Consider the following 9451-nt stretch of genomic DNA (forward strand, 5'->3'; position numbering starts at 1 on the left):
TCGCCAAGCGGCGCAAGGACAAGAACTTCGACAAGATCCAGGCGGACATCTACGGCGAGTACGAAAACACCTTCATGATGTACCTGCCGCGCCTGTGCGAGCACTGCCTGAACCCGGCGTGCGCGGCGTCGTGCCCGAGCGGGGCGATCTACAAGCGCGAGGAGGACGGCATCGTCCTGATCGACCAGGAAAAATGCCGCGGCTGGCGCATGTGCATCAGCGGTTGCCCGTACAAGAAGATCTACTTCAACTGGAAAAGCGGCAAGTCGGAAAAATGCATTTTCTGCTACCCGCGCATCGAAGCCGGGATGCCGACCGTTTGCGCCGAGACCTGCGTGGGCCGGATCCGTTACCTCGGCGTGCTGCTGTATGACGCCGACCGCATCAGCGAAGTGGCAAGCACGGCCAACGAGCAGGACCTCTACGAGAAACAGCTGGAGATCTTCCTCGACCCGAACGACCCGGCGGTAATTCGCCAGGCCCTGGCCGATGGCGTGCCGCAGTCGGTGATCGATTCGGCGCAGCGTTCGCCGGTCTACAAGATGGCCGTGGACTGGAAACTCGCGCTGCCATTGCACCCTGAATACCGCACCTTGCCGATGGTCTGGTACGTGCCGCCACTGTCGCCGATCCAGAACGCTGCCGCCGCCGGCACCGTGGGCATGAACGGCGTGATTCCGGACGTCGACAGCCTGCGCATCCCGTTGCGCTACCTGGCGAACATGCTCACTGCCGGCGATGAGAAACCGGTCAAGCATGCCCTCAAGCGCCTGTTGGCGATGCGCGCCTACAAGCGTTCGGAACAGGTGGATGGCGTACAAGACTTGCAAGTGCTCGCCGACGTCGGCCTGAGCGTGAACCAGGTGGAAGAGATGTACCGCTACCTGGCGATTGCCAACTACGAAGACCGTTTCGTCGTGCCAAGCGCCCACCGCGAAGATGCCATGAGCGACGCATTTGCCGAGCGTTCCGGCTGTGGCTTCAGCTTCGGCAGCGGTTGCAGTGGCAGCTCGGACACGAACATGTTCGGTGGCAAGAAGGCCAACCGCCGTGACGTGATCAAAACCGTGCAGTTGTGGGAGGAATGAGCATGCGCATTCTCAAGGTGATTTCGTTGCTGCTCGACTACCCGACCGAAAACCTGGTGGCCGGACGCGACGAGCTGGAGCAGGCGATCGTGCAGGCGCGGGAAATCAGTCCCGCCCAGCGTGCCGGGTTGTTCGAGCTGCTGGAACTGATCTGCGGCCAGGACCTGATGGACGGCCAGGAGCACTACGGCGCGCTGTTTGGCCGCGGTCGCTCGTTGTCGCTGTTGTTGTTCGAACACGTGCATGGCGAGTCCCGCGACCGGGGCCAGGCCATGGTCGACATGATGGCCCAGTACGAAGAAGCCGGGTTTGCCATCGGCATCAAGGAGCTGCCCGACTACATCCCGTTGTACCTGGAGTTCCTCTCCACCCGCGAAGACTTGGAGGCCCGCGAGGGCCTGGCCGATGTGGCGCACCTGCTGGCCTTGCTCGCGGCGCGCCTGGAAGAGCGGGAAAGCGCCTACGCCAGTTGTTTCCGGGCCTTGTTGCAAATCGCCGGGGCCGAACCCCAGGCGGCGGTGGCCGAGATGCTTGAACAAGTGAAGGCCGAGACCCGCGACGATTCCCTCGAAGCCCTGGACAAGGTCTGGGAAGAAGAGGCGGTGGATTTCATGAAGGCCGAGCAGCAAGACCGTTGCAGTTCGATGCCAAGCGCGCCGGGCCGGGCCCGGGAAGAAAGTGCGGTGCCGCTGCACTGGGTGGATTTTCAGCATGAAGGGCAGGCCGCCGCGCCTGCCGGGGAGGTGGGCAATGTCTAAATGGGATCTGTTGTTGTTCGGGGTCTACCCGTATGTCGCCCTGGCGATCTGCCTGATCGGCAGTTGGGCGCGGTTCGACCTGTCCCAGTACACGTGGAAGGCCGGTTCGAGCCAGATGCTCAACAAGCGCGGCATGCGCGTGGCGAGCAACCTGTTCCATGTCGGCGTGCTGTTCGTGCTGGCCGGGCACTTCGTCGGGCTGCTGACGCCTTCGGCGGTTTATCACCACTTCCTGAGCACCGAGAACAAGCAGTTGCTGGCGATGGTTTCCGGCGGTTTCTTCGGCGTCCTGGGGCTGATCGGCTTGCTGATGTTGCTCAACCGCCGGCTGACCGATCCACGGGTTCGCGCCACCTCCAACACGTCGGACATCCTGGTGCTGGTGGTGTTGCTGGTGCAATTGGTGCTGGGCCTGATGACCATCGTTGCATCCACCGCACACATGGACGGTTCGGTGATGGTGATGCTGGCGGACTGGGCACAGAACACCGTGCTGTTGCGTCCGGTTGAAGCCGCGACCTCGATGTCGCCGGTGGGCCTGGTCTACAAGCTTCACGTGCTGTTGGGCCTGACCCTGTTCGTGTTGTTCCCGTTCACCCGTCTGGTGCACATCGTCAGCGCGCCGGTCTGGTACCTGGGGCGTCGTTATCAAATCGTTCGGCAGAAGTTCTGAGGAGAAGATCATGGCGAGTGGATGCGGATGTGGTGGCGGTAGTGGTGGCGGCGGTTGTGGTTCCTCGGCTAAAACCGCGCCAATAGTCGATGTCGAACCGGTGGGGGCGGTGCAGTTCGAACCGGCCCAGGCCGAGCCTGGGGCAACGGATGAAACGCCGCAGTTGATCGCCAGCAGTGAGCAGGAGTGGCCGATCATCAGCGTCAACGGGGTGTCGATCACCCCGCAGGCGATGGCCCAGGAGCTGCAATACCACCCGGCCGAAAGCCGTGAGGAGGCGGTGTACCAGGCCGCCCGTGCCCTGGTGATCCGTGAATTGCTCCAGCAACGCATCGCCGAGCTGGGCCTGGCGTTGCAGGTCGGTGCCGGTGAGAACGAAGAAGAGGCAGCCACGCGGCTGTTGCTCGAACGTGAGGTGCAGGTGCCGCAGTGTGACGAGGCTACGTGCCTGCGTTATTACGACAGCAATCGCGCGCGTTTCCATAGCGCGCCGTTGCTGGCGGTGCGGCACATCCTGCTCGAGTGCGCGCCGGACGATGCCGAGGCCCGCAGCCTCGCCCATGTCCAAGCCGAGTTGCTGCTGGAACGGCTCGATCAGTTCCCGGGCAGCTTCGCTGAGCTGGCATTGAAGTATTCGGCGTGTCCATCCAAGGCCCAGGGCGGCTCGCTGGGGCAGATCAGCAAGGGCCAGACCGTGCCGGAGCTGGAGCGCCAGCTGTTCACCCTGCCGGCGGGCCTGGCGAGCAAGCCGTTGGAAAGTCGCTATGGCTGGCACGTGATCAGTATCGATCAGCGCATCGACGGCCAGCCGTTGCCGTACGAGGCGGTGGCGACGGCGATTCGCACCCAGTTGCAGCAGGGCGTTTGGCAGAAGGCGCTGGTGCAGTACCTGCAAACCCTGATCGGCGCGGCGGATATTCGCGGCATTCATCTTCAGGGCGCCGACTCGCCGCTGGTGCAGTGAGCAGCGGCTCAACCGGGAGGTACGCATGAACGCGGTGTTGCAGGATGGGTTTGGGCGCCAGATCGATTATTTGCGGATGTCGGTGACCGATCGTTGTGATTTTCGCTGTGTGTATTGCATGGCGAAAAACATGACCTTCCTGCCACGCCAGCAAGTGCTGACCCTGGAGGAGTTGCAGCGCCTGGCGCGGTTGTTCGTCGGCCTGGGGGTGAAGAAGATTCGCCTCACCGGCGGCGAGCCGCTGATCCGGCCGGGCATCGTCGGGCTGTGTCGCGACATCGCGGCATTGCCCGGCCTGCGGGAACTGGTGATGACCAGCAACGGCTCGCAGCTGGGCCGGTTGGCCCGGCCGCTGGTGGATGCGGGCGTCAAGCGCATGAACATCAGCCTCGACAGCCTCGACGGCGAACGCTTCCGGGCCATCACCCGCAACGGCGATCTGGATCGGGTGCTGGCCGGCATCGAGGCGGCCAGCGGCGCGGGGTTCGAGCGGATCAAACTCAACTGCGTGGTGATGAAGGGACGCAACTTCGACGAGGTGCCGGCGCTGGTGCAGTACGCCATCGACCGGCGCATCGACATCAGCTTCATCGAAGAGATGCCCCTCGGTGACGTGGGGCGGTCCCGGGGCGAGTCGTTCTGTTCCAGCGATGAAGTACGGGCCGAAATTGCCCGCGACCACCGCCTGCTCGCCAGTGCCGAGAGCAGCGGCGGACCGGCGCGCTATGTGCGTCTGGAACGCCACCCGGATACACGGATCGGTTTCATCTCGCCCAACACCCACAACTTCTGCGCCAGTTGCAACCGCGTGCGCATGACGGTCGAAGGGCGCTTGTTGCTGTGCCTGGGACAGGAGAACTCCTTGGACCTTCGGGGTTTGCTGCGGCGTTATCCGTTGGATGACTTGCCGATCATTCAATCGATCACACAGGCACTTAGAGGCAAGCCGCTGCAGCATGACTTCAGCCCTGGCGGGGAAGTGCAGATCGTGCGGTTCATGAACATGAGTGGTGGGTGAGAACTGCTCTTTCAGGTGACTGCTGAATTTGGATTCAGCAAAAATCTCTGTGGGAGCGAGCTTGCTCGCGATGGCGACGGCACATCAGCATCAGCGCCAACTGACCCACCGCTATCGCGAGCAAGCTCGCTCCCACAGGGATCTGTGGTGGTCTCAAATAGTTCTTCCAACCCGACTTCGGTCGCTCCTGATTCTTGATGCGAATCAATTCCCAACCTAGCCTTTACCCGTATCATCCACTACATATTGTGTATTAACGATTAAAAATACCTATATGTAGTATATGGAGCCAAAATGCACAGCACGTTGATCTCAGTAGGCTGCAACCGCTTGCACAAGCGCGATGGCAGTGTGGTCGCCTTTGACGCGGACAAGATCCGCCAGGCGTTGATCGCCGCCGGCAAGGCCACCGGTGAATACGCCGAAGCCGAGGCCGAAGGATTGCTCAACGCCGTATTGGCGCGGTTGGAAGGGCAGACACGCTTGAACGTCGAACAGATCCAGGACCGCGTCGAGCGGGTGCTGATGGACGCCGGATATTTCCTGTCCATGCGCGCCTACATCGTCTACCGGGAGCAACACGGACGCCTGCGCCGGGATCGCCGAACGCTGGTGGAAGTCGCCACGTCGATGAACGAATACCTCGATCGCGAGGACTGGCGCGTGCAGGCCAACGCCAACCAGGGTTATTCCCTAGGCGGGCTGATCCTCAACGTCTCGGGCAAGGTCACCGCCAACTACTGGCTGGACGAGGTCTACAGCCAAGCCATCGGCGAGGCGCACCGCGAGGCGGACCTGCATATCCACGATCTGGACATGCTCGCCGGTTATTGCGCCGGCTGGTCCTTGCGCACGTTGCTGCACGAAGGCCTCAACGGCGTGCCCGGGCGAGTCGAGGCCGGGCCGCCCAAGCACCTGAGCAGCGCCTTGGGGCAGATGGTCAATTTCCTCGGCACCCTGCAGAACGAATGGGCCGGCGCCCAGGCGTTCAGTTCGTTCGACACCTACCTGGCGCCCTACGTACGCAAGGACAACCTCAGCTACGGCGACATCCGCCAGTCATTGCAGGAATTCATCTACAACCTCAACGTGCCGTCGCGCTGGGGCACGCAAACGCCGTTCACCAACCTCACCTTCGACTGGGTCTGCCCACAGGACCTGCGGGAACAGATCCCGGTGATCGGCGGCGAAGAAATGCCGTTCGCCTACGGCGACCTGCAAGCGGAAATGGAGTTGATCAACCGCGCCTACATCGAGGTGATGCAGGCTGGCGACGCGAAGGGCAGGGTGTTCACCTTCCCGATCCCGACCTACAACATCACCCATGATTTCCCCTGGGACAGCGAGAACGCCGACCGCCTGTTCGAGATGACGGCCCGCTACGGCCTGCCGTATTTCCAGAACTTCCTCAATTCGGACATGCAACCCAACCAGGTGCGGTCGATGTGCTGCCGCTTGCAACTGGACGTGCGCGAGCTGCTCAAGCGCGGCGGTGGCCTGTTCGGTTCGGCGGAACAGACCGGTTCCCTGGGCGTGGTGACGATCAACTGCGCGCGCCTGGGCTACCTGTACAAAGGCAACACCAGCGGGCTGCTGCAACGCATCGATACCCTGATGGAACTGGCGAAGGAGAGCCTGGAGATCAAGCGCAAGGTCATCCAGCATCACATGGACGCCGGTTTGTACCCGTACACCAAGCGTTACCTCGGCACCTTGCGCAATCACTTCTCCACCATCGGCGTGAATGGCCTGCACGAAATGCTGCGCAATTTCACCGATGACCAGGAGGGCCTGCACACCGAACAGGGCCGGGCCTTCGCGCTGAAACTGCTGGACCACGTGCGCGCCACATTGCTGCGTTTCCAAGAGGAAACCGGCCACCTCTATAACCTCGAAGCCACGCCCGCCGAAGGCACCACGTATCGCTTCGCCAAGGAAGACCTCAAGCGCTACCCCGACATCCTCCAGGCCGGCAGCCCGGTCGCGCCGTACTACACCAACTCGTCGCAGTTGCCGGTGGGCTTCACCGAGGATCCGTTCGAAGCCCTGGAGCTGCAAGACGAGCTGCAATGCAAGTACACCGGCGGCACCGTGTTGCACCTGTACATGGCCGAGCAGATTTCCTCGACCCAGGCCTGCAAGCAACTGGTGCGCAAGGCGCTGGGGCGTTTCCGCCTGCCGTACCTGACCATCACGCCGACGTTCTCCATCTGCCCGGTGCACGGCTACCTGGCCGGCGAACACGAGTTCTGCCCGAAATGCGACGAGGCCTTGCTGTTGCAACAACAGCGCCAAGGCACCGCTCACTGAATCCATCGACCGCAAGGAGCTTTATCCATGAGCGCAGTACAAACGATTCCACAGGCACAGCGTCAACGTTGCGAAGTCTGGACCCGAGTCATGGGCTATCACCGCCCGGTGGCGGCCTTCAACCCGGGCAAGCAATCCGAACACCGCGAGCGGGTGCACTTCACCGAACGCGCGGCCGGGCGTCCATGAGTCGAGTGCTACGGGTCGGGGGCATGGTGCCCCTGACCACCCTCGATTATCCCGGCCAACTGGCTTGCGTACTGTTCTGCCAGGGTTGTGCCTGGCGTTGTCGTTATTGCCATAACCCGCAACTGATCCCGCCGCGCGGCAGCGAGGAAGTGGATTGGTGCCGGGTGTTGGCGTTCCTCCAACGTCGCCAGGATCTGCTCGACGCCGTGGTGTTCAGCGGCGGCGAGCCAACCTTGCAGGACGGCCTGGCTGCAGCCATGGACGAAGTACGGCAGATGGGTTTTCGCATCGGCCTGCACAGCGCCGGCATCAAGCCAGCGGCGTTCGCCAAAGTGGTCGGACAGGCCGATTGGGTCGGCTTCGACATCAAGGCCTTGCCCGAGGACGCCCTGGACGTGACCCGCGTTGAAGGCAGCGGCGCGGCGAACTGGCGCAGCCTCGACCATCTGCTGGACAGCGGCGTGGACTATGAATGCCGGACCACCGTGCATTGGCACCTGTTCGACCCCGACCGACTGCTGGCCCTGGCCCGCCGCCTGAGCGAGCGCGGCGTCAATCGTTTTGCCGTGCAGTTGGTACGGACCGCGCGGATGCTCGACCCCCACCTTTCCAGCGTTTCGGCACACGCCTTGCAGCCCGAGCTGTGGGCCGCCCTGCGCGAGTTGTTTCCCTCGTTCGTTCTACGCAATTGAGCGACAGCGGGAACCCCTCAACGACAGCGGCCCGGGATGTCCGGGCCACATTTTTTTCCAATGGTTTTCAAATGCGCTGCCAGTCGGCAGGTAGTTGAACAGGGAGCATTTGACATGACCAGAATCACCACTGCCCAACGTATCGTGATCGGCTTTGCCATCGCGCCACTGGCGTTGATCGCCCTGGCACTGTACGCCTTGAACGACTTGGCGATGCTGCGTGACCAGGCGGTGCAGATCGTCCGGCAGGATTGGCCGAAGATCGATCCGATCATGGTCATCGCCACGGGCGTGCGCGACAACGCCAGGAACACTCGGGATCTGCTGATCGACAAGAACAACACTCAGGTCCAGCAATCCATCGACACCACCCGCCAGCGCATCACCCAGGCTTTTGCGACGCTGGAGCCGCTGTTCGACCAACCCGAAGGCAAGGCCGCCTACGCCGAGTTGAAGAAGCGCCGCGAGGCCTACGTGGCCGCGTTCGTCCAGGTGCAGGCGCTGATCCGCCAGGGCGCGACGGATGAGGCGATGACGCAGCTCAAGCAGGGCGTGATCCCGGCGGAGCTTGAGGTGTACAAGAGCCTTGAAGTGATGATGACGATGCAAGGCAGGATTTTTGGCGAGCGCGAACAACTGGCCCAGGCGCGCTATAGCGAGGCGCGACGCAACATGCTGTCCTTGGTGCTGGCGTGCCTGGCCGTGGTCAGCACCGTCGCGCTGCTGGTGACCCGCAGCGTGACCCGGCCACTGGGCGGCGAGCCCAATGATGCGGCGCGGGTGCTGAGCCACATTGCCCGGGGCGACCTGACGATCCGGGTGCCGGTGGGCGTCGGGGCGAACGACAGCGTCATGGGTAGCATGCACGACATGCAGCAGAGCCTGAATACGATGGTCCGGCAGATTGCGGCGTCGGTGGATCGGGTCGCCAGTTCGTCCGAGGAGTTGAGCGCGGTGAGCAGCCAGACCAACAGCACCTTGCAGTTGCAAGGGCAGGAAATCGAACAGGCCGCGGCGGCGGTGAACCAGATGACCGCGGCGGTGGATGAGGTGGCGCGCAACGCCGTGAGCACCAGCGAAGCCTCGCGACTCTCCGAGCAGACCGCCCAGCGCGGTCGTGAGCAAGTCCAGGAAACCGTGGCGTCGATCCATGCGTTGGCCGACGGCGTGACCGATACTTCCGGGCGAATCCAGCAACTGGCGGGACGCGTCCAGGACATCAGCTCGGTGCTGGACGTCATCCGTGGCATTGCCGAACAGACCAACCTGCTGGCGCTCAACGCGGCCATCGAAGCGGCCCGGGCCGGGGATGCCGGGCGCGGGTTCGCGGTGGTGGCCGACGAGGTGCGGGCCCTGGCCCATCGTACCCAGGACTCGACCCGGGAAATCGAAGACATGATCGGCAATATCCGCCAGGACAGCGAGCAGGCGGTCAGCGCCATGCAAGGCAACAGCGAACGGGTGCGAACCACCCTGAAAGTGGCCCAGCGCTCGGGCGAGGCACTGGATGAAATCGCCCGCTCGATCTCGCAGATCAACGAGCGCAACCTGATGATCGCCAGCGCCACGGAACAACAAGCGCTGGTGGCTCGCGAGGTGGACCGCAACCTGGTGGGCATCCGCAACCTCTCCGAGCAGGTGCTGCTCGGTGCGCGTCACACCGACACCGCCGGCCAGGACCTGGCGCAGATGGCCGGGTCGCTGCATCAGACGGTGGCGCGGTTCAAGGTGTAGCCCTTGTAGCACCGGGCTTGTGTGG

General features: G+C 63.1%; 7 protein-coding genes and 1 pseudogene. All 8 read left to right on the forward strand.

What is annotated here, in order from left to right; genetic code table 11:
• Window positions 1–1088 (forward strand): nitrate reductase subunit beta (gene narH, locus OC610_RS14425; protein ID WP_264428577.1); only part of this gene is annotated, 1088 nt, incomplete at its 5' end.
• 2 nt (window positions 1089–1090) lie between these two features.
• Window positions 1091–1846 carry a nitrate reductase molybdenum cofactor assembly chaperone gene (narJ, locus tag OC610_RS14430; protein ID WP_264428578.1) on the forward strand — a complete coding sequence of 252 codons (756 nt, stop codon included), beginning with the start codon at window positions 1091–1093 and terminating at the stop codon, window positions 1844–1846.
• Window positions 1839–2519 (forward strand): respiratory nitrate reductase subunit gamma, encoded by a 681-nt coding sequence (gene narI / locus OC610_RS14435; RefSeq protein ID WP_264428581.1) that lies wholly within the window; start codon window positions 1839–1841, stop codon window positions 2517–2519. The genes narJ and narI overlap by 8 nt, the downstream gene beginning before the upstream one ends.
• Before the next feature lie 10 nt (window positions 2520–2529).
• Window positions 2530–3483 (forward strand): peptidylprolyl isomerase, encoded by a 954-nt coding sequence (locus OC610_RS14440; protein ID WP_264428584.1) that lies wholly within the window; start codon window positions 2530–2532, stop codon window positions 3481–3483.
• A gap of 25 nt (window positions 3484–3508) precedes the next feature.
• On the forward strand, window positions 3509–4501 hold the full coding sequence (gene moaA / locus OC610_RS14445) for a GTP 3',8-cyclase MoaA (RefSeq protein WP_264428585.1): 993 nt from the start codon (window positions 3509–3511) through the stop codon (window positions 4499–4501).
• A gap of 294 nt (window positions 4502–4795) precedes the next feature.
• Window positions 4796–7000 (forward strand): annotated as a pseudogene (locus tag OC610_RS14450) (ribonucleoside triphosphate reductase).
• The gene (locus OC610_RS14455) at window positions 6997–7692 is read left to right on the forward strand and encodes an anaerobic ribonucleoside-triphosphate reductase activating protein (RefSeq protein ID WP_264428586.1); all 696 of its coding nucleotides are present in this window, start codon (window positions 6997–6999) and stop codon (window positions 7690–7692) included. The pseudogene OC610_RS14450 and the gene OC610_RS14455 overlap by 4 nt, the downstream one beginning before the upstream one ends.
• Window positions 7693–7806: 114 nt before the next feature.
• The gene (locus OC610_RS14460; RefSeq protein WP_264428587.1) at window positions 7807–9426 is read left to right on the forward strand and encodes a methyl-accepting chemotaxis protein; all 1620 of its coding nucleotides are present in this window, start codon (window positions 7807–7809) and stop codon (window positions 9424–9426) included.
• Window positions 9427–9451 lie beyond the last annotated feature (25 nt).

The organism is Pseudomonas agronomica, assembly GCF_025917275.1.
GTDB lineage: Bacteria > Pseudomonadota > Gammaproteobacteria > Pseudomonadales > Pseudomonadaceae > Aquipseudomonas > Aquipseudomonas agronomica.